18 protein-coding genes are annotated in these 18,543 nt (G+C 69.5%); 7 read left to right on the top strand and 11 right to left on the bottom strand.

The features are described 5' to 3' along the window. Window positions 1-77 precede the first annotated feature (77 nt). From GOHSU_RS11680 to leuA, 3 genes are all read left to right on the top strand, one after another. Window positions 78-1,553, top strand: a complete 1,476-nt coding sequence (locus GOHSU_RS11680; RefSeq protein WP_024332579.1) for an MFS transporter — start codon at window positions 78-80, stop codon at window positions 1,551-1,553. A gap of 25 nt (window positions 1,554-1,578) precedes the next feature. After that, window positions 1,579-2,169: a nitroreductase family protein gene (locus GOHSU_RS11675; RefSeq protein WP_005941769.1), complete on the top strand. Its 591-nt coding sequence runs from the start codon at window positions 1,579-1,581 to the stop codon at window positions 2,167-2,169. A 179-nt stretch (window positions 2,170-2,348) separates the two neighbouring features. Continuing rightward, window positions 2,349-4,202 (top strand): 2-isopropylmalate synthase, encoded by a 1,854-nt coding sequence (leuA, locus tag GOHSU_RS11670; protein ID WP_005941766.1) that lies wholly within the window; start codon window positions 2,349-2,351, stop codon window positions 4,200-4,202. Between the two features lie 342 nt (window positions 4,203-4,544). On the opposite strand, the gene GOHSU_RS11660 is transcribed toward leuA, so the two are convergent. After that, the gene (locus GOHSU_RS11660; RefSeq protein ID WP_005941760.1) at window positions 4,545-6,554 is read right to left on the bottom strand and encodes a BCCT family transporter; all 2,010 of its coding nucleotides are present in this window, start codon (window positions 6,552-6,554) and stop codon (window positions 4,545-4,547) included. Window positions 6,555-6,696: 142 nt separating this feature from the next. Then, window positions 6,697-7,761 carry an alpha/beta hydrolase gene (locus tag GOHSU_RS11655; protein ID WP_024332577.1) on the bottom strand — a complete coding sequence of 355 codons (1,065 nt, stop codon included), beginning with the start codon at window positions 7,759-7,761 and terminating at the stop codon, window positions 6,697-6,699. A 61-nt stretch (window positions 7,762-7,822) separates the two neighbouring features. Here GOHSU_RS11655 and GOHSU_RS11650 point away from each other — a divergent pair, with 61 nt between their 5' ends. Together GOHSU_RS11650 and GOHSU_RS11645 are read left to right on the top strand one after the other, a co-directional pair. Next, entirely contained in the window at window positions 7,823-9,100 is a 1,278-nt protein-coding gene (locus GOHSU_RS11650) for a Mur ligase family protein (RefSeq protein WP_174293543.1), read from the top strand. After that, window positions 9,097-9,810: a type 1 glutamine amidotransferase gene (locus GOHSU_RS11645; protein WP_005941753.1), complete on the top strand. Its 714-nt coding sequence runs from the start codon at window positions 9,097-9,099 to the stop codon at window positions 9,808-9,810. The genes GOHSU_RS11650 and GOHSU_RS11645 overlap by 4 nt, the downstream gene beginning before the upstream one ends. 15 nt (window positions 9,811-9,825) lie before the next feature. On the opposite strand, the gene GOHSU_RS11640 is transcribed toward GOHSU_RS11645, so the two are convergent. The 8 genes from GOHSU_RS11640 to GOHSU_RS11605 all read right to left on the bottom strand — a co-directional run bounded on the left by GOHSU_RS11640 (window position 9,826) and on the right by GOHSU_RS11605 (window position 14,256). Then, entirely contained in the window at window positions 9,826-10,209 is a 384-nt protein-coding gene (locus GOHSU_RS11640) for a rhodanese-like domain-containing protein (protein ID WP_024332575.1), read from the bottom strand. 119 nt (window positions 10,210-10,328) lie between these two features. After that, window positions 10,329-10,910, bottom strand: a complete 582-nt coding sequence (locus tag GOHSU_RS11635; RefSeq protein ID WP_005941746.1) for a nucleoside/nucleotide kinase family protein — start codon at window positions 10,908-10,910, stop codon at window positions 10,329-10,331. Window positions 10,911-10,936: 26 nt separating this feature from the next. Then, window positions 10,937-11,548 (bottom strand): recombination mediator RecR, encoded by a 612-nt coding sequence (recR, locus tag GOHSU_RS11630; RefSeq protein WP_005941743.1) that lies wholly within the window; start codon window positions 11,546-11,548, stop codon window positions 10,937-10,939. Between the two features lie 39 nt (window positions 11,549-11,587). Then, a complete protein-coding gene (locus GOHSU_RS11625; RefSeq protein ID WP_005941740.1) occupies window positions 11,588-11,938 on the bottom strand; it encodes a YbaB/EbfC family nucleoid-associated protein in 351 nt (116 codons plus the stop codon). Between the two features lie 53 nt (window positions 11,939-11,991). Continuing rightward, complete coding sequence (locus tag GOHSU_RS11620) at window positions 11,992-12,447, bottom strand: YbaB/EbfC family nucleoid-associated protein (RefSeq protein WP_024332574.1); 456 nt, start codon at window positions 12,445-12,447, stop codon at window positions 11,992-11,994. A gap of 46 nt (window positions 12,448-12,493) precedes the next feature. Then, entirely contained in the window at window positions 12,494-12,841 is a 348-nt protein-coding gene (locus GOHSU_RS11615) for a hypothetical protein (protein ID WP_005941718.1), read from the bottom strand. 18 nt (window positions 12,842-12,859) lie between these two features. Beyond that, window positions 12,860-13,756 (bottom strand): pseudouridine synthase, encoded by an 897-nt coding sequence (locus GOHSU_RS11610; RefSeq protein WP_005941715.1) that lies wholly within the window; start codon window positions 13,754-13,756, stop codon window positions 12,860-12,862. Between the two features lie 62 nt (window positions 13,757-13,818). Beyond that, complete coding sequence (locus GOHSU_RS11605; protein ID WP_005941713.1) at window positions 13,819-14,256, bottom strand: SRPBCC family protein; 438 nt, start codon at window positions 14,254-14,256, stop codon at window positions 13,819-13,821. A gap of 115 nt (window positions 14,257-14,371) precedes the next feature. Between GOHSU_RS11605 and GOHSU_RS11600 the strand changes: the two genes are divergently transcribed. Next, on the top strand, window positions 14,372-15,790 hold the full coding sequence (locus tag GOHSU_RS11600) for an FAD-binding oxidoreductase (protein WP_005941711.1): 1,419 nt from the start codon (window positions 14,372-14,374) through the stop codon (window positions 15,788-15,790). Continuing rightward, a complete protein-coding gene (locus GOHSU_RS11595; protein WP_005941708.1) occupies window positions 15,787-17,055 on the top strand; it encodes a class I SAM-dependent methyltransferase in 1,269 nt (422 codons plus the stop codon). Before GOHSU_RS11600 ends, GOHSU_RS11595 begins: the two co-directional genes overlap by 4 nt. 62 nt (window positions 17,056-17,117) lie before the next feature. Here GOHSU_RS11595 and GOHSU_RS16340 read toward each other — a convergent pair whose 3' ends face one another. Next, window positions 17,118-17,630: a hypothetical protein gene (locus GOHSU_RS16340; RefSeq protein WP_155821196.1), complete on the bottom strand. Its 513-nt coding sequence runs from the start codon at window positions 17,628-17,630 to the stop codon at window positions 17,118-17,120. Window positions 17,631-18,543: the final 913 nt, after the last annotated feature.

The raw sequence follows: 18,543 nt of genomic DNA, 5'->3' as shown, positions 1-18,543 counted from the left end.
TCGCTGTAGCTGTCGTGGCAACTGTACCGGTCCTGCGGCTCTCGGCCGAAGTCGAGCAACTGCGTACGATCTTTGCGGTGACCCATCCGACCGTGCCGCCACCGGCCTCCCGCCGCACCTGGCTGGGACTGGTGGTCCTGACACTGCCGGTGATTCTGGTGTCGATGGACTTCTCGGTCCTGTACCTGGCGATGCCGACGATCGCGCGGGCGCTGCACCCGTCGGCGACCCAGGAACTGTGGATCTTGGACGTCTACGGCTTCCTCATCGCGGGCCTGCTGATCACGATGGGCAACCTCGGCGACCGGATCGGCCGGCGCGCGATCCTGCTCACCGGTGCCGGCGTATTCGGCCTGGCCTCGGTCACCGCGGCCTTCGCACCCTCGGCGGGCTTGCTGATCGCCGCGCGGGCACTGATGGGTGTCGGCGGCGCCACTTTGATGCCGGCCAGTCTGTCGCTGATCGCGAACATGTTCCCCCGCGATGCCGAACGCGCCCGTGCCATCGGGATCTGGACGGCCGGATTCGCCGGCGGTGCGGCCCTGGGCCCGGTGATCGGCGGGCTCCTGCTCCATCACTTCTGGTGGGGTGTGGTGTTCCTGATCAACGTCCCGGTGCTGGCGTTGTTGTTCGTCGCGGCGCCGTTCGTGCTGCCCGAATTCCGGGTCCGGGCCGCCCACCCGTTCGACCTGCTCGGCGTGGCACTGTCACTGCTGGGCCTGCTACCGCTGGTCTACGCGGTCAAAGACGCTGCCGCAGAGGGAATCTCGGTCCGCAGCACACTGCTGGCCGGATTCGGCGCGGTGCTGCTGGCGGCGTTCCTGATGCAGCAGCGCCGTGCCCGCGCCCCGCTGGTGAATCTGCGCTTGTTCGCCAGCGCCACCTTCAGCGCCTGCATCGCGATAGCGCTGGTCGGCATGATGGCCCAGGGCGGGATGGCGTACCTGACCAATGTCTTCCTGCAGTCGGTCCAGCGGTACGACGTCCTGTCCGCGGCGCTGGCCGGGCTGCCGATGGCGGTGACGATCGCGGCCTTCTCCATCGGCGCCTCCCGGATCGCCGCGCGGATCGGGGTCCGCCGGGCCCTGGCCTACTCGCTGCTGCTGGCCGCCGCGGGCAATCTGGGCATCCTCAGCCTGGACGTGACCAGCGACCTGTGGATCTTCCTGGTGCTGACCGCGGTCACCGGTATCGGCTACGGCATTCAGTTCGCGCTGGTGACCGACGTCGTCATCGGATCGGTGCCGCCGGAACACTCCGGCGCCGCCTCGGGCATCTCCGAAACCAGTTTCGAGCTGGGCACCGCGATGGGTCTGGCCCTGCTGGGTTCGCTGGCCACCGCGGTCTTCCGGTCCCGCGGCGACGGCCGCTTCGCCGACTCCCTCGGCGAGACCCTCGACCGGGCCGGCGATCTGGGCCCGGCCGGCGAACAGCTGGCCCTAGCGGCCCGGGAGGCCTTCGTCACCGGGATGCACGCGGCCGCCGCGGTCGGCGGCGTGGCACTGATCCTGCTCAGCGCTGTGGTGGCCTACGTCATGCGGGACCGCGTCTGAGCGCCTGCTCCCCTACCCTGAGGGCATGCCCCAGACCACCACCACCGTTGCCGTGCACCCGCTGATCGCCGGACGCTGGAGCGCTCGCGGCTACGACGTCTCGGCCACCATCGACGACGACGAGCTCACCGCGATCCTCGAAGCCGGGCGCTGGGCGCCGACGTGGGGCCGCATCCAGCCGGTCCGGTTTCTCGTCGGCCGCCGCGGCGATCCCACCTTCGAGGCGCTGACCGCCACGTTGAACCGCGGCAATGCCGGCTGGGCACCGGCCGCCGCCGCATTCATCGCGCTGGCCACCACCGACGACCCCGACGACGCAGCCAAGCACGAGTACGGCGCCATGGACGCCGGACTCGCGCTGGGCCAGATGCTGCTGCAGACCCAGGCCCTGGGATTCAACGGGCACCCGATGGCCGGCTTCAACCGGACCGCCGTCGACGAGGTCTTCGGGGTTCCGCCGGGCTACCGCTCGATGGTGATCCTCGCCGTCGGCAAGCTCGCCGAGGACCCCTCGACGCTGACCGAAGCGATCCGGGAACGCGACGCCTGGCCGCGCGAACGGCTGCCGCTGGACCAGATCGCCTTCGCCGGCCGCTGGGACACCCCGTTCGACTGAGGCAGTGACCGCCCGAGCGGTTTGGCCCCGCTCTGCCGCCTGTCGTACGATGCACGTGTGCAGCGCATCCTCCTCCTCGGTTGCCGCGGCGGGGTCTGAACCGACCGGCCCTCCGTCGCGGGCCTTGTGACGCGCCGGTCAAACCCCTTCCTTATCTCTTTCCAGGAGCTTGACCAGTCATGGCAGCAGCAGACACTTTCGCATCCGGCCCCAGCCGCATCGTGACCCCGAACGGTCCGATCCCCGCAGACCAGCCGGCCTACAACCTCCAGCGCAATTCGGCGATGCCGGCCCACCGCTACCGTCCCTTCGCCGAGGAGGTCGAGCAGATCTCGCTGCCCGACCGCACCTGGCCGGACAAGGTGGCCACCCGTGCGCCCCTGTGGTGCGCCGTGGACCTGCGCGACGGCAACCAGGCGCTGATCGACCCGATGAGCCCGGCCCGCAAGCGCCGCATGTTCGATCTGCTGGTCCGCATGGGCTACAAGGAGATCGAGGTCGGTTTCCCTTCGGCCAGCCAGACCGATTTCGACTTCGTCCGCGAGATCATCGACGAGGGTGCCATCCCCGAGGACGTCACCATTCAGGTGCTGACGCAGGCGCGCCCGGAACTGATCGAACGCACCTATGAGGCCTGCAACGGCGCACCGAACGTGATCGTGCACTTCTACAACTCCACCTCGGTGCTGCAGCGCCGCGTGGTCTTCCGCGCCGATAAGGAGCAGGTCAAGAAGATCGCCACCGATGCGGCGCAGCTGTGCTTGGAGATCGCCAAGAAGTACCCGGACACCAACTGGCGCTACGAGTACTCCCCGGAGAGCTACACCGGCACCGAGCTGAGCTACGCCAAGGACGTCTGCGACGCGGTCTCCGCGGTGATCGCGCCGACCCCGGACAATCCGCTGATTATCAACCTGCCGGCCACGGTGGAGATGACCACCCCGAACGTCTACGCCGACTCCATCGAGTGGATGAGCCGCAACCTGGAGCGCCGCGACTCGATCATCCTGAGCCTGCACCCGCACAACGACCGCGGGGAGGGTGTGGCCGCCGCCGAGCTGGGATACCTGGCCGGGGCCGACCGCATCGAGGGCTGCCTGTTCGGCAACGGCGAGCGCACCGGCAACGTCTGCCTGGTGACCCTGGGCATGAACCTGTTCTCCCGCGGGATCGATCCGCAGATCAACTTCGCCGATATCGACGAGATCCGCCGCACCGTCGAATACTGCAACCAGCTGAACGTGCCCGAACGCCACCCCTACGGCGGCGACCTGGTCTTCACCGCCTTCTCCGGCAGCCACCAGGACGCCATCAACAAGGGCCTGGACCAGATGAAGTACGACGCCGACGCCCAGGACAAGGATGTCGACGACCTCGTCTGGGCTGTGCCGTATCTGCCGATCGACCCGAAGGACGTCGGCCGCAACTACGAGGCCGTGATCCGGGTGAACAGCCAGTCCGGCAAGGGCGGGGTCGCCTACATCATGAAGGCCGATCACGGTATGGATCTGCCGCGCCGGCTGCAGATCGAGTTCAGCCGCGAGATCCAGAAGATCACCGACGGCGAGGGCGGCGAGGTGAACCCGAAGGAGATGTGGGACGTCTTCGCCCAGGAGTACCTGGAGCCGATCACTCCTCTGGAGCGCATCCGCCAGAAGGTCGACGCCGCCGAAACCGATGAGGGCAGCGACTCGATCACCGCGGTGGTTCTGGTCGACGGCGTCGAGCGGGAGATCAGCGGCACCGGCAACGGTCCGCTGGCGGCGTTCGTCGACGCGCTGGGCACCGTCGGCTACGACGTGCGGATCCTTGACTACAGCGAGCACGCCCTGAGCGCCGGCGGTGACGCCAGCGCTGCCTGCTACGTGGAGACCGAGATCAACGGGGAGACCGTCTGGGGCGTGGGTATCGCCTCGTCGATCACCACCGCGAGCCTGCGGGCCGTGGTCTCGGCGGTCAACCGCGCCCACCGGGTCGCCGGTGAGCAGCAGTTGGAGGAAGCCGCCGAGGGCGCCCGCACCTGGGCACCGTAATCCAACGATCACCGACAGGGCCGTCACCGCGATATCCGCGGCGGCGGCCCTGCGTCGTCCCGCTGCGCCAGCGGGGCAGGACCCCGTCGAGCACCGGGTTCGCAATCTTCCCGGCGAGATCGGCATCACCCGACTGCGGCCGGATCTCGGCGAGCGCCTGACTCCGTACCTGTCGCAGTGGACACAAGACCCCGATATGGGCGCGGACTACGTCATGGACATGCTGATCGATTCGGTCTTCGGATAACTCAGCTGCCTCTGCAACCGGCAGATCCCAGATCCCCCGGCCTCCCAGATCCCCCGGCCTCGCCGATGACCCGGGTTCGGCCGGGGCAGGACAGGTCAGCGGCGTCGTCGATCCCGCCGTTGCGGTCGTTGCGGACGTAGCCACGTCGCCGGTTTGGTGCGGCTGAGGCGGTAGTCGATCCGGTCGTCGAGGTAATTGCGCAGGCGTGGATCCTCCGGCAGCACCTCCAGCACCTCGCTGGTGATGTACCCGGCGGCCCGGTCCAGCCGGTTGCGGGCCAGATCGGCTTCCTGTTTGCGGTACTCGTAGCGCAGGCCGCGCACGATCGCCACACACATCATCACCAGGACGATGGAGAACGGCAGCGCCGTGGCCAGCGCGGCCGACTGCAGCGCGGCCAGGCCACCGGCCAGCAGCAGGGAGATCGCCACCGCCCCCTCCACCAGCGACCACAGCACGCGCGACCAGGTCGGCGGATTCGGGTGGCCACCGGAGGCCAGCATGTCCACCACCAGCGAGCCCGAGTCCGACGAGGTGATGAAGAACAGTGCGATCACGATGATCGCGACCACCGAGAAGAACTGCCCCAGCGGCAGCGCTTCGAGCACCTGGAACAGTGTCGCGGGCGCGTCGATGCTCTCGGCGTCCTCGGCCACCAGGTCACGGCTGCCGAAGAACTGCCGGAACAGGCCCGCCCCGCCGAGCACCGAGAACCACACGAAACCGACGAGCGTGGGTGCCAGCAGGACGCCGCTGACGAACTCGCGGACCGTGCGCCCGCGCGAGATGCGCGCGATGAACACACCGACGAACGGCGCCCACGAAATCCACCAGCCCCAGTAGAAGATGGTCCAGGACTGGTACCACTCCTGTCCGACGTCGCCGTGGAAGGCGCCCACGTCGAAACTCATCTGCAGCACGTTGCCGAAGTAGTAGCCGAGCGATTCGACGAAGTTCCGGAAGATGAACAGCGTCGGGCCCAGCGCCAGCACCGTCACCATCAAGATGCCGGCCAACGTCAGGTTGATGTTCGACAGCCATTTGATGCCGGCGCCGATGCCGCTGACCACCGACATGGTGGCCAGGAAGGTGATCCCGACGATGAGCACGATCAGCAGCCAGCGCGACGAGGGATCGCCGACCAACCCGATCGCGTCCATACCCGCGGCGATCTGCTGCACACCCAGGCCCAGCGAGGTCGCCACACCGAAGATGGTGCCCAGCACCGCCAGGATGTCGATGATGTCGCCGGCCCAGCCCTTGACGCGGTCTCCCAGCAGCGGCTCGATCGCCCAGCGAATCGACACCGGGCGGCCGCGGCGGTGGATCGCATACGCCAGGGCCAGACCGATGACGGCGTAGATCGCCCACGGATGCAGTCCCCAGTGGACGAAGGTCTGCGCCATCGACTTGCCGGCGATCTGGGCGGTGTCGCCGTCCCAGCCCGGCTTACCGGAGACCGTGGCATAGCTCAGCGGCTCGGCGACGCCGTAGAAGACCAGCCCGATGCCCATACCGGCGGCGAAGAGCATCGAGAACCACGACATCGTCGAATACTCGGGTTTCTCCCCGTCCCGCCCGAGGGTGATGCCGCCGAGTTTGGAGGTGCCGATGATGATGATGAAGACGACGAAACCCGCGATGGCCAGCACGTAGTACCAGCCCAGCTCCTCCACGATCCAGCTCTGGATGCTCGCGAAGACCTCGCCGGTGCCGTCGGGCCAGACGGAGGCGGCCACCACGACCGCCACCACCAGGAGCAGTGCCGGCCAGAACACCCGGGGCGCCAGATTCCAGGCCCCGAGTTGCACACCCTGACTCCGCAGTTTGCGCGCGATGTCCTCATCGGAGTCCATGTCTTCGATGTGGTCGTCCAACGGCACGGCGTCGAGTCCGGGGCGCGCCCGCAACGTCCGGGTGGGCTGGTGGTGGGATCGGGCGTCGGCGGCGATCTCGGCCAGCGGGCCGGTCTGCCGCTCCTGCGCCACCGGCGCACCGTCCGCGGGGTCGCCGGGCGGGCCGGTGCCTTCGGCCGTCGTCGTGGAGTCCTCCGCCTTGCCGGGCGAAGGATGGTTCGTATCGTCGCTATCGGGTGTCGTCGTCATACTCTCGTCAGGGATTCTCTTCGGTTCCGTATCTCTCCACCACCATGGTCGGCCGGGTCTGCGGTGCCAAAACGTTGACACCGGAAAGACGAATCGTGAGCAAATCGTTACCGATCGCCTGCGCCGACCCCGGCCGTCGCGTTCAGTCCAGCGCGTCGATCACCGCCGCGCCCATCCGGGCGACGTACTCGCGCGCATCCGGGGAGATCAGCGCCATGTTGATGAACCCGTGCAGCAGAGCACCGGCCCGTTCGAGGGTCACCGGCACCCCCGCGGCACGCATGGCCTCGGCATAGGCGATGCCCTCATCGCGCAGCGGATCGAACCCGGCCACCACCACATAGGCCGGCGGCAGCCCCGACAGGTCGTCGGCACGCAGGGGCGAGACCCGCGGATCGGCCGTCTCGACCTGCGGATCGGTCAGGTAGTGGTCGGTGAAGTAGTCGATATCGGCACCGGTCAGGAAGTAGCCGGAGGCGAATTCCTTCCGCGAGGGGGTGCTGCCACCCATATCGGTCACCGGATAGATCAGCAGCTGCAGCGCCGGAACCACCTTCTCCCCGCGGGTCTGCTGGGCGATGACCGCCGAGAGGCAGCCGCCGGCCGAATCGCCGGCCACGACGATCTTGTTCGGGTCGATCCCCCAGTCCGGTGCCTTGTCGACCGCGAAGTGCCAGGCGGCCAGTGAATCGTCGACGGCAGCGGGGAACTTGTCTTCCGGGGCGAGTCGGTAATCGATGGACAGCACATCGGCCCCCGAAGCCACGGCCAGCGCGCGGGCCGCCGAATCGTGGCTGGCCCGACTGCCGACCACATAGCCGCCGCCGTGGATGAACAGGATCAGCCCGCGCGGGGTGCCCTCGTGGATCCGGTACCGGGTGGCACCGATCGGCCCGGACGGACCGTCGATGATCAGGTCCTCCTCCACGGCGAACGGCGCGAAGCTCTGGGCCATCGCCGCACCGACCACGTCGAGGTTCTTCCGGTCCCGCGTCGGGCCCTGCCCGGTCAGTCCCATCCCGGGCACCTTCGCCGTCGCTGCCGCGACCAGCGCCATCTCCGGGGCCAGGTGCTCCCCGTCGCTGTTGACCCGGGTGACCCGGGCCGCCAGTCCCAGCAGTGGTGCGGGCACGATTCCCAAGACCTGGAACAGCCCCCGCTGCGCCCGGTCGAAGACGGACAGATTCACAGATGTTGCACGGCTCACAGGTTCCGACGGTATCACCGGCCCCGATGCCCGCCACTGCTGCTGTGACAGACTCTCGGGTATGCGCTTGCCACTTCGCACCCGGACCGCTCTGGCGGCCGCCGCTTCCGCGCGCTGGGCTTCGCGTACTGCCGGACGCGGAAAGGGCTCGATGATCGGCGGCCTGGTCGCCGCGAAGATCGATCCGCAGATCATGTCCCGGCTGGCCGCGGGCCGCAAGACGGTCCTGGTGACCGGGACCAACGGGAAATCGACCACCACCCGCATGCTCGCGGCGGCGCTGGCCACGCTCGGACCGGTCGCCACGCAGGCCGACGGCGCCAATATGGACGCAGGCATCATCGCCACCCTGTCACTGGACCGGTCCGCACCGATCGCGGCGCTGGAGGTCGACGAGTTGCACGTCCCGCACGTCAGCGATGCCACCGATCCTCAGGTTCTGGTGCTGCTCAACCTCTCCCGCGATCAGCTCGACCGTGTCGGCGAGATCAACACGATCGAACGACGTCTCCGCGAGGGCATCGACCGCCACCGGGGGACCACGCTGATCGCCAACTGCGACGACGTGCTGGTCACCTCGGCCGCCTTCGACGCCCCGGACGTGATCTGGGTGGCTGCTGGGACCGGCTGGGTCGGCGACTCCGGCAGTTGTCCGCGCACCGGCGAACCCATCGTCCGCAACGGTCAGGACTGGTATTCCACCGGCGACCCCGCCTTCCGGCGGCCGACCCCGCAGTGGTGGTACGACGACGAGAACGTCTACGGCCCCAACGGTTTCCAGGCCCCGATGCGACTGTCGGTGCCGGGCCGGGCCAACCGCGCCAACGCCACCCAGGCGGTCGCCGCCGCGGTGGCGATGGGGGTCGATCCCGCGGCTGCGGCGGCCGCTGTGGGCACCGTCGGTGAGGTCGCCGGCCGGTACGGCAACTATCAGCTCGGACCGCACCGGATCCGCACGCTGCTGGCCAAGAATCCGGCCGGCTGGCAGGAGGCGCTGTCGATGATCGACACCGGCGCCGACTCCCTGGTGATCGCGGTCAACGGTCAGGTCCCCGACGGCGAAGATCTGTCCTGGCTGTGGGATGTGCAGTTCGAGGCCTTCGACACCATGCAGGTGATCGCCTCCGGGGAACGCGCCGCCGATCTGGGGGTGCGTCTGCTGTACGCCGGCGCCGAGCACACCCTGATCACCGATCCACTGGAGGCGATCGCCTCCTGTCCACCGGGCCGGGTGGAGGTGCTGGCGAACTACACCGCCTTCCGTGACCTGGGGATCGCGATGGAGAGGGCCGGAGCCCTGCCCTCCCAGTCCGACGCTCCGGCCGGAGGTGCCCGATGAGTGAATCGACCCTGCGGATCGGCCTGGTCCTGCCCGATGTGATGGGCACCTACGGCGATGGCGGCAACGCCCTGGTGCTGCGGCAGCGGGCGCGGATGCGCGGCCTGGATGCCGAGATCGTCGAGCTCACCCTCGACGGCCAGCTCCCCGACTCCCTGGACGTGTACACCCTCGGCGGCGCCGAAGACTTCGCCCAGCGGCTGGCCACCCGGCATCTGAGCGCCCACCCGGGCCTGCAGCGGGCCGCGGCCGCCGGTCGGCCGGTGCTGGCCATCTGTGCGGCGATTCAGGTGCTCGGCCACTGGTATCTGACCGCTGCCGGCGAGAAGGTCGCCGGAGTCGGGCTGCTCGACTGCACCACCTCGCCGATGGCCGAACGTGCCATCGGGGAGCTGGTGACCGCTCCCCTGCTCGACGGCCTGACCGCACCGCTGACCGGTTTCGAGAATCATCGCGGGGCCACCACGCTGGGCCGCGACGCCGCCCCCCTGGGCACGGTGCGCCACGGCATCGGCAACGGCACCGGGACCCCCGTGGAGGGCATCGTCCAGGGCAGCGTGATCGGCACGTACATGCACGGTCCGCTACTGGCCCGCAACCCCGAGCTGGCCGACTACCTGCTGACTCAGGCCACCGGCAGCCCGCTCGCCCCGCTGGAACTGCCCGAAGTCGAGCAGCTGCGCCGCGAGCGGCTGGCCGCCGCCCGCTGATCTGGGGCCGTTACCTCACTCGGCGACGATCGCCAGCCCCGTCAGCGTGCCCGCATCGCCGAGCGAACCGGCATCGCGCACATCGGTGAAGCCCATCGACGACATCACCTGGGCCGCATACGCCGACCGGTTCCCCGACCGGCAGTAGACCAGGTAGCTGCCGGACCGGTCGAGCCTGCCGATCTCCTGGTCGAACGCCGCCGACTGCAGATCGATGTTCATCGCACCGGTGAGATGTCCCTGCGCGAACTCGGCCGGGGTGCGCACATCGATGACCGTGGTGTCGGGGCCGAGCGCGGCGGCCGGATCCTGTTCGGCCGGCGTACTGCACCCGGCCAGTACCGCGATTCCCAGTAGCAGCGCCGCCAGGAGGCCGTCGAACCTGCGAAACACCGTCATATCGGGAGCCTCTCGTCGAAAGTCGGACAACACTCCCAGAGTACGGAAATCGCCGGATCGCGCGCAGGTGCCGATCGCGGGACCGCTGGCCGCAGTGCACCCGAGGCGTCTGCCGGCCCTCAGTACCGCACGATCTGGCACCGCTCGCGGGTGCGGTCCACAGCGAACCAGCCCTCTTCGAAACGCTGCCACGCCGCCAGCAGTTCGCGCTGATCCTCCCCGTCCCGGCCGACCGCACGCTCGAGCCGCTGCGGCGCATCGGGTCCGTCGATCCACAGGGCGCGCGCCACCCGGCTGCTGATCGCCTGCCGGGCAGCGGTGACGCCCTCCAGGATCATCAGCGGCGCCCACCGCAGATGCTGCACGGGTCCGGGGTGGGCGGCGCCGTCATACCAGGTGCGCGGCCGGTAGGTGACGTCGTGGCTGCGACCGAAGGGCGCGAGCACATCCGATTCCAGTTCCGGCCACCAGGAGGCCGGATCGTCCCAGGTGGCGTAGTCGTCGGTCCGGATCAGCAGCGGCGGCCGGCCCAATTCGGCCAATCGTGCGGCCAGCGCATCGGCGAAGGTGCTCTTCCCGCTGCCCGAGGGGCCGTCGATCGCCAGGATGCCGCTGCGCAGTTCGCCGGACTCGGCCAGCCGGTGGGCAGCAGCCACCAGCGGCGGGGCGGACCCGGGACTGCCGTTCGACACCAGACTCACGCTACTCCGCCCAGCGATGATCCGGGTCAGGCCAGGATGCGCCGGCCCGACAGCGCTCGGCCCAGGGTGAGCTCGTCGGCGAACTCCAGGTCACTGCCCATCGGCAGCCCCGAGGCCAGCCGCGTCATCGACAGTCCCGGGAAGTCCTTGAGCATGCGCAACAGGTAGGTCGCTGTCGCCTCGCCCTCGGTGTTCGGGTCGGTGGCGATGATGATCTCGGTGACGTCGACCCCGTCGGGCTGGTTGGCCAGCCGCTGCAGCAGTTCGCGGATGCGCAGCTGATCCGGGCCGATCCCCGACAGCGGATCCAGCGCCCCGCCGAGGACGTGGTAGCGACCGTCGAACTCCTTGGTCCGCTCGATCGCGTAGATGTCTTTGGGTTCTTCCACGACGCAGATCTTGGTCGCATCGCGGCGGGCATCGCTGCAGATCCGGCAGAGCCGCTTGGCGGCGACGTTGCCGCACTCGGCACAGAAATTGACGTTATCGCGGACCTCGCCCAGGGCGGCGGTCAGCCGGTCTATCTCCTGTTTGTCCCCGGCCAGCAGCGAGAAGGCGATGCGCTGCGCCCCTTTGGGCCCCAGCCCGGGCAGCTTCGCCAGCTGGTCGATCAACACCTGGATCGGCCCCTCGTACATCAGGCCCTCTCAATCGCCACGGGATCCCCTCGCCACCGGTCAGCCCACGCCCGGCATACCGCCGGCCAGCGGACCCATCTTCTCCGAGGTCAGGGCATCGCGTCGGGCGGCCAGATCGGCCAGGGCGCCGACCAGCAGGTCCTGCAGCGTCTCCACATCGGCCGGATCGACCACCTCCGGTGAGATCGTCACCGCGGTGACGTCCCCGGTCCCGTTGCCGGTCACCTGCACCAGCCCGTTACCGGCGGTCCCGGTCACCGTGGTGGCCGCGATCTCCTGCTGTGCGGCCAGCAGCCGGGTCTGCATCTCCTGGGCCTGTGCCAGCAGACCGGCCATCGGGTTCTCGTCGCCGCCGCCGAAGAGCGCACTGGGATCGAATGCATCAGTCACACCGACCAGGGTAGCCGCTGCCGGCAGGCCCCACCGTTCGCAGCGCCGCGCGGTCAGCTCATATCGATCAGCCCGTCGCTGGTGCGCGGCACCTCCTCGGCGCCCGAGAGCCCGGACTCGACTCGTTCGATGCCCGCGGCGATCGGATTCATGGTGCGCTCGACCAGCGTCTGGCGCGCGCGGGCCAGATCCGCCAGGGCCGCCACGATGAGTTCCTGCAACCCGGTCAGATCGTCGCGGTCGATATCGGGGGAGATGACCACCGCGCTGACCTCGCCAACCCCGTTTCCGGTCACCTGCACCAGTCCGTCGCCGGCGGTGCCGGTCAGCTCCGCGGCGGTGATCTCCTTCTGGACGGCGAGCAGCCGTCGCTCCAGCTGCTGCGCCTTCGCCTGGTCCCGGAGCGGGGCGCCCAGCCCGGCGAGGGGGTCGGCGGCCCCGGCCAGCGGGTCACCGCCGAAGCCGTCGTCGTCACAGTCGCAGGATGCGGGATTGAAAGGTTCGCTCACAGCGCCCAGGGTAGCCACCGGCCGCAGCGGACCGGCCGCCCGGCGATCAGCTCAGCAATCGCTCGATATGCGCGGCGAGCTCGTCGACGCTCTGGCCGTCGACGGCGACCACCTCGAAGGAGATCACCTCATCGGCGAACAGTGCCGTGGCCCGCCGGTTCAGCGCGAATTCGAACCGTTCGGCGCCGCCGTCGACGGCCGGCAGCCGGCGCCACTGCAGCACGCCGCCGACCACTGGTGCACTGGCGCCGGTGCTGAGGGCGTGCTGGTCGGCGCGCGGTCCCCCGGGCAGGTCCCGCTGCAACTGCACGCAGGCCTCCGACTCCGGGTCGAGGAAGACGACGGCCTCCAGGCCCAGATCCGGATGGTGTTCGTAGGAGCCGATGATCGTCATGCCCGCGAGGCTAGCGGTTCACGGTCCGAACGTGCGCGGTGAGTCGAAGCGTCGCCGCGCACCGGTGAGAGGGTCGTCGAACTCCAGTCGGGCGGCGATCAGCCGCAGCGGTTCGGCGAAGTCCCCGCGGTCGGGTGCCGCGGCCAGCACGGGGTCGACCTGCGGGTAGAGCGGGTCCCCGGTGATCGGGACACCGAATCCGGCCATGTGCAGGCGCAGCTGGTGGGTGCGGCCGGTATGCGGGACCAGGTGGTAGTGTGCCAATCCGTCCGGGCGCAGGTCCGCCAGGGTGATATCGCTGATCGCATTGGCGGGCCCGTCGACCACCCGGGCCCGCAGATCGCCGGCGGTCTTTTCGATGCGGTTCTGCACCCGCACCGGTTCACCGGCCGCCAGCGCCGCACTCGTCGGCGGTGCCGCGGCCAGCGCCCGGTACTCCTTGCGGGCCAGCCGGTCGGCGAAAAGCGACTGATACGCGGCCCGGTCCTGCGGCCGCCGAGTGAACAGCAGCACCCCGGCGGTCAGCCGGTCGAGCCGATGTGCGGGAGCCAGTTGATCACCGAACGTCCGCCGCAGCCGCACCAGGGCCGTCTGGGTGACGTGCCGCCCGCGCGGCATGGTCGCCAGGAAATGCGGTTTGTCGACGACGACGAGGCGCTCGTCGGCGTGCAGGATCTCGACGTCGAAGGGCACCTCGAACTCGTCGGGCAGATCCCGGTACAGGTAGACCGGCATCGCCTGCCGCACCGGTGCCGCCAGCTCCACCGGGCGGCCGTCGACGTCGACCACCTGCCCCGCCCCGTGCTGACCCCGCAGACGCTCCCGGCTCAGGCCGGTCAGGACCGGCGCGGCCAGCAGCGCCTGCTCCACCGTCGGGACGATCCCGGGCCCGAAGAGCTCGGGGCGCAGCACCACCCGCGTCGCATCGACGCCGTCGCGCGGGGGCAGCGGTTTGGTGCGGCGCCGAGGCCGGCGGCTCAGCGTTCCAGGCGCGTCTTGAGATTGCCCAGCAGCGCGGTCTGGATCCGGGCCAGTCCCTTGGGTGCGAACGTCTTCTCGAAGAAGCCGCCGATGCCCCCGGCACCCTGCCAACGGGTCGTGGTCTCCACCCGGCTGCCGGCGCCGGCCGCGGTGACCCGGTAGACGGTGACCATCGACGAGTTCCGGTCGGTCTCGGTGACCGAGTCCGTCGTCACCGTGACGTCGGCCAGGACATCGCGTGAGCGCTTCTCCGTGGCCTGCAGGATCCAGTGCACCACCGTGCCGGCGCCGGTGCCGCCCTCCTGCACGCGGTAGTCGCGGTAGTTCTCCGGCAGGATCGCCGGGCGCACCTCCCGATAGTCGGACAGTGCGGCGAGCACCGCCGACGGTTCGGCGGCGATGTCGATGGTGGAGGTGGCAGAAACCTGACCCACGGTAAGTACTCCTTGATTCGGTGCAGGCGATCGACCGGGAGGCCCGGCGACGCGGAAACGGCCCGTCGATCCGGGCCTACTCCACGGTACCGGCGGCTGCCGGTACCGTGGACCCGTGGCTTCTGCACGCCTGGAATACGGCACCTCAGCGTTCGATCAGGGAGTGGACCGCCTCCTGGCGAGCTACCGGAAGATCCCCGACGGCGCGGGCATCCGGCTGGCGAAGAAGACCTCGAATCTGTTCCGCAAGCGCGCGAAGAACCCCGCCCCCGGCCTGGACGTGTCCGGTCTGCACCGCGTCATCTCGGTGGACCCGCAGGCGCGGACCGCACAGGTCGCCGGGATGTGCACCTACGAAGACCTGGTCGACGCGACCCTGACGTACGGGCTGGCGCCCACCGTGGTGCCGCAGCTCAAGACGATCACCCTGGGCGGGGCGGTGACGGGTCTGGGCATCGAATCGACGTCGTTCCGCAACGGGCTGCCGCACGAGGCCGTCCGCGAGATCGAGATCCTCACCGCCACCGGCGATCTGGTCGTCGCGCGGCCCGACAACGAGTACGCCGACCTGTTCTTCGGCTTCCCCAACTCCTACGGCACCCTGGGCTACTCGGTGCGCCTGGAGATCGAACTGGAGAAGGTGCCGGCGTTCGTCGAACTGCGGCATGTGCGGTTCGGCTCCATCGAGGATCTGCAGGCGCAGATGATCGCGATCGTCGACTCCGGCGAGTACCGCGGTGAACGCGTGGACTACCTCGATGGAGTCGTCTTCACCCGCGACGAGTGCTATCTGGTGCTGGGCCGGCAGACCGACGAGGCCGGACCGGTCAGCGACTACACCGGCGACCAGATCTTCTACCGGTCGATCCAGCACGACGACGTCGACGAGCCCAAGCGCGACCGGCTGACCATCCGCGACTACCTGTGGCGCTGGGACACCGACTGGTTCTGGTGCTCGCGCGCCTTCGGTGCCCAGAATCCGACGATCCGCCGTTTCTGGCCGAAGAAGTACCTGCGGTCGAGCTTCTACTGGAAGCTCATCGGCTACGACCACCGATGGAACATCGGCGACAAGCTCAACGCCCGCAAGGGCCAGCCGCCCAGCGAACGCGTCGTGCAAGACATCGAGGTGCCGATCGAACGCACCGCGGACTTCGTGAACTGGTTCCTCGACGAGATCCCGATCGAACCGATCTGGCTGTGCCCGCTGAGACTGCGCGAACCGGCGGTGGCCGGCGCCGACCCGCAACAGCCGTGGCCGCTGTATCCCCTCGAACCCGGCCGGGCGTACACCAATGTCGGCTTCTGGTCGGGGGTCCCGGTGACCCCCGGAAAACCCGGCCACGCCAACCGCCGGATCGAGCTCAAGGTGAGCGAACTCGGCGGCCACAAATCCCTATACTCTGAATCGTTCTATCCAGAGGACGAATTCGATCAGCTGTACGGCTCGCAGGCCTACCGGGCGCTGAAGGAGAAGTACGATCCGCGGGGTCGTCTGCTGAGCCTCTACGAGAAGACGGTGAAACGCGCATGAACCTGGCCGAGATCTTCCAGACCCTCCTGGGCAAAGAGCTGCAGATCCGGTTCACGGCCTACGACGGCTCCTCCGCAGGGCCGGCGGATGCCGAGTTCGGACTGAATCTGAAGACGCCACGTGGGACCACCTATCTGGTGACCGCACCCGGTGATCTGGGGCTGACGCGCGCCTATGTCTCCGGCGACCTCGAACTGGTCGGCGGTCATCCCGGCGACCCGTACGGCGCCCTGCAGGCCCTGGCCGGTGACCTGCAGTTCACCAAACCCAGTCCGCTGGTCCTGGCCGGGGTGGCCAAGTCTCTAGGGCTCGAGCACTTCAAACCCATCTCCCCGCCGCCGCAGGAAGCCCTCCCCCGCTGGCGCCGATTCGCCGAAGGTCTGCGCCACAGCCGGGGGCGTGACGCCGAGGCGATCGGCTATCACTACGACGTCTCCAACGACTTCTACGAACTGGTACTCGGCCCGGCCATGACCTACACCTGCGCCATCTACCCCGATCGGAACGCGACGGCCGAGCAAGCGCAGGAGAACAAGTACCGGCTGATCTTCGAGAAGCTGGCGCTCAAGCCCGGTGATCGGCTCCTGGACATCGGCTGCGGCTGGGGCGGCATGGTCCGCTATGCGGCGCGTCGCGGCGTGCACGCGCTGGGCGTGACCCTGTCCAAGGAACAGGCGGAGTGGGCGCAAGAGGCGATCGCCGACGAGGGCCTCGGCGAGTTCGGCGAAGTCCGCCACAGCGACTACCGCGACGTCGTCGAGGGCGACTTCGATGCGGTCAGCTCCATCGGCCTGACCGAACACATCGGCATCGCGAACTACCCGTCGTACTTCGGCTTCATGCGCGACAAGCTGCGTCCCGGCGGGCTGCTGCTGAACCACTGCATCACCCGTCCGGACAACCAGTCACGCGGCAAAGCCGGGCCGTTCATCGACCGGTACGTGTTCCCCGACGGGGAGCTGACCGGCGTGGGCACCATCATCTCCAAGATCCAGGACGTCGGCGGACTGGAGGTGCTGCACGAGGAGAACCTGCGCGAGCACTACGCCATGACGCTACGCGACTGGAATGCGAACCTGGTCGAGAACTGGGATGCGGCTGTGGCCGAGGTCGGCGAGAACACGGCCCGGCAATGGGGCCTGTACATGGCCGGCTGCCGTATCGGCTTCGACCTGGACATCGTCGAGCTGCACCACGTCCTGGCTGTGAAGCACGACAAGGATTCACAGCCGAACACCCCGCTGCGCCCCTGGTGGAATCCGTAACCCGTCGCTGCTGACCCGCCCGGGGTACCCCGGGCGCCGGTCGGGCCCGGCAGCGATCCGGGCTAGAAGGGGGCGTCCTCTTCGAAGGGGCGGGCCCCCAGTTCGGATTTGAGCAGTTCCAGCGCCACCTGGTCGGGATCGAGCCGTTTGTCGGCGACGCCGTCGCGGGCCGAGGCGACCATCTCGTCGCGCTCGGCATCGGTCAGTTCTTCGTCCGGAATCGGCTCGGCCGGCCACGGCTCCTCGGGTTCGGGCGGCGCCTCCGGCGGCGGCGGACCGTCGTCGAACGACGGCCGACGTTCAGCCAGCTGGTTGGCGCGGCTCGGCCGGGTGAACTCCTGGCGGCGGGGCCGCGCGGGCGCGGCCGGTGGACGGTTCTGTGCCGCCGGCGTCGCCGAGCCCGGCGGGGCGTGCACCACCTGTACCTGCCAGCCCGGGCCGAAGAAGTCGGCGATGATCTGGTTCAGCATCTCGCGGCGGCCGCTCTCCGACAGCCGCCCGATCAACGGTTCGATCGGGTGCCCCAGCACGATGACCCCGTCACCGACCGCCTGCACACCGGCCGAGGAGAGCATCGGCTCCACCGCCGGACCGCCCTGCGGATGCTTGCGGACAGCGGTGCGGATATCCGCCCACCGGGCGGAGACCGCGGCAACCGTCAGCTCCGGCCGCGCCTCGGCTGCCGGAGTCGGCTCAGCTGCCGGTGCTGGCTCCGATACGGGTGCGTGTTCCGGTGCGGGCGCGGGTGCCGGTGCAGACTCCGGTCGCGGCGCCTGCTGGTGCGGGACCTCCGAGGCGGGTGACCGCTCCGGAGTCACGTGACTCGGAGGCCGGGGTGGCCCCGGTGCCGGGGGTGCGGCTGCTGCCGGGGGTGCGGCGGCGGCCGCGGGAACATCCGAGGCGGGTGACCGCTCGGGGGGCACCGGACTCGGAGACGGTGGCACGGTGCGAGTAGCCGGCTCCGGGGGCGCGTCGTAGTAGGGGTCCCCGGGGTAGTAGGGCTCCTCCGGCGGAGGGATGTCGTCGACGGGCCCCCGCTGTTCGGTGCGCGACTGCGGCGGGGCCGACGCCGGTTCCGGGCGCGAAGGTGTCCGGTCCACGACAGCCGGTGCAGGCTGTGCGGCGACAGGCTCGGCTGCCGCGACCGGAGCATCTGCCGACGATGCACCCGACTTCGGCGCCGGGGCGACGGGTTCAGCCGACCCAGGCTCAACGGGCACCGGCGGCGCGGGCGCGGCGGGCACAGTCGCAGCCGCAGGCTGCGCGGGAGCCTCAGTCTGCACGGGAGCCTCGCGCTGCGCAGGAGTCTCAGACTGCCCGGGAGCCTCGCGCTGCGCAGAAGACGGTGCCTCGGGCTGGTCGGCCGCCGCGGCCGCCTCGGCAGCCTCCTGCGCCCGACGTTGCGAGGGGCGGATGAATTTGGCCGGCGGTTCGTCGACCGGTGCGCCCGGCGCTGCCGGTGCGCCGGCGCTGCCGGCACCTGCGGCG

The organism is Gordonia hirsuta DSM 44140 = NBRC 16056 (assembly GCF_000333015.1).
In the GTDB taxonomy this organism is placed as follows: domain Bacteria; phylum Actinomycetota; class Actinomycetes; order Mycobacteriales; family Mycobacteriaceae; genus Gordonia; species Gordonia hirsuta.
This window is presented reverse-complemented; position numbering and strand designations above follow the sequence as displayed.